The sequence below is a fragment of the Haloferax sp. AB510 genome, assembly GCF_024136985.1.
GTDB lineage: Archaea > Halobacteriota > Halobacteria > Halobacteriales > Haloferacaceae > Haloferax.
Genome location: NZ_JAMYJY010000203.1, coordinates 1 through 1,809, shown reverse-complemented (window position 1 = coordinate 1,809; position 1,809 = coordinate 1). Strand labels below are relative to the sequence as shown.

The following is a 1,809-nucleotide window of genomic DNA, read 5'->3' as shown; positions in this document are numbered from 1 at the left end:
CTCGCCGACTCGGGGCAGGCCGAAGCCGACCGCGGCGCGGCGCTCACGGGCGACGAAATCGTGCGGAACATGCGCGACGCGCCAGAGGGCGGCCCCGCGACGCGCTGGAACTGGTGGCTCGGGGCGCTCGAAGCCGCCTACGGCGGCTACCGCGAGTTCCAAGTCCGCCGCATCCCGAAAGCCTGACCCCCGCCTCAGCGCGACGTTCTGTGGCTACGTGGCCGCCGTCTCTCTCCGTCGAGTGATGCGTCGCACTCTCCCTCGCCCGTCGTCTTTCGGGTATATTTGTCGCCTCAGTGTGGTCGGAATCTGCCGAACGTCCCCGCCGCTCCGACCGTTCAAAACCAAAGCAGATTACACGCTTGTTACAGAAAGGGTGTGTAACGCGTACGACCAACCTACCGGTGATGCCTACTCTACAATGACAGACAACTACGACGTGATTATCGCAGGCGCGGGTCCTGCAGGTGGACAGGCGGCACGAGACCTCGCCGCCCGAGGCTACGACGTGTGCGTCCTCGAAACCGAGTCCGAAGACGAGTTCCCCTCCAGGAGTAACAAATCGACCGCCGGGACGTTCCCGTCGACGATGGCCTCGTTCAACATCCCCGACGAGGTCGTGATGAACTTCACCGACGACGTCGTTCTGGAGTCCCCGAACGACCACTACCACCGGCACCAACCCGGTGCGGTCCTCGAGTTCGCGGACTTCAAGAACTGGCTCGTCGACGAGGCGGAAGCCGACGGCGCGGAGTATCTATTCGACGCGCGCGTCTCCAAGCCAATCATGGAGGGCGGCGAAATCGTCGGCGTCCGGTACAACGGCGACAAAGAGGTGTACGCCGACATCGTCATCGACGCGACCGGTCCGAGCGCACCGCTCGCCAAGGCGCTCGACGTGTGCGACCTCGACCGACAAAAGCAGGCTATCGGTATCGAGTTCGAGTTCGAGGGCATGGACCTCGCGCCCGAGGGCTACGGCGACCTCACCGACGCGATGATGCTCCGACTCGACCACGACATCGCGCCCGGCGGCTACTCGTGGATATTCCACACCGGCGGCGACACCGCGAAAGTCGGCGTCTGCTACATCCAAAACGAGGGACACCGCCACAACGCCAAGTCGGGGTACACCATCGACGACTACCTCCAGTACTGGCTCGACACCGACCCGCGCTTCGCGAACGCGGAGCGCATCGAGGGCAAACAGCACCGCGGTTCCGCGCACATCCAACTTCCGGGTCGCATGAGCACGGACAACTTCATGGCCATCGGCGACACGGTCCCGACCGTCGACCCGCTGTGGGGCGAGGGCATCGACAAGTGCATGCGCTCGGGCCGGGCCGCGGCCGCGACCGCCGACCGCGCGCTCACGAACTCCGAGCGCGACACCTCGGCGTCCGAACTCGCCGTCTACGACCAACTGTGGCACGAGCGCGTCGCGCCGAAGGTCAAAAACCGCCTGTTCATGACGGAGATGCTCTACCGCGCCTCCAACGAGCGCTACGACAAACTGCTCGAAGACCTCCATCGCCTCCCCAACGAGCAGTTGGACGCCGCGAACGGCGGCAGTCCCCTCGCCATGTTCCGCATGCTCAAGTTCGAAGACCTCTCTATCCTCGCGTCCACCGCGCGAGACTGGTTCTCGAACTAACCACCGGACGGAACGGGCATCTCTCCCGGTCCCCGCGACTCTCGTCTCTCGTCTCGATTCAGTCTCTCTTCTCTCCGCCGCTCACTCGCTTTCGTCGCGCTCGTCGCGCTCGTCGCGCTCGTCGCGCTCGTCGCGCTCGTCGCGCTCGTCGCGCT

1 protein-coding gene and 1 pseudogene are annotated in these 1,809 nt (G+C 65.1%); both read left to right on the top strand.

Annotation, left to right across the window (positions count from 1 at the left end):
- Window positions 1–186 (top strand): annotated as a pseudogene (locus NKF06_RS20505) (hypothetical protein); the annotation flags it as partial.
- 235 nt (window positions 187–421) lie between these two features.
- Window positions 422–1,654, top strand: a complete 1,233-nt coding sequence (locus tag NKF06_RS20500) for a digeranylgeranylglycerophospholipid reductase (protein ID WP_058825978.1) — start codon at window positions 422–424, stop codon at window positions 1,652–1,654.
- The last annotated feature ends 155 nt before the right edge of the window (window positions 1,655–1,809 follow it).

Excerpts from the sequence above, each read along its gene's own strand:
- NKF06_RS20500 (WP_058825978.1), top strand. The coding sequence starts at position 422 with ATGACAGACAACTACGACGTGATTATCGCAGGCGCGGGTCCTGCAGGT.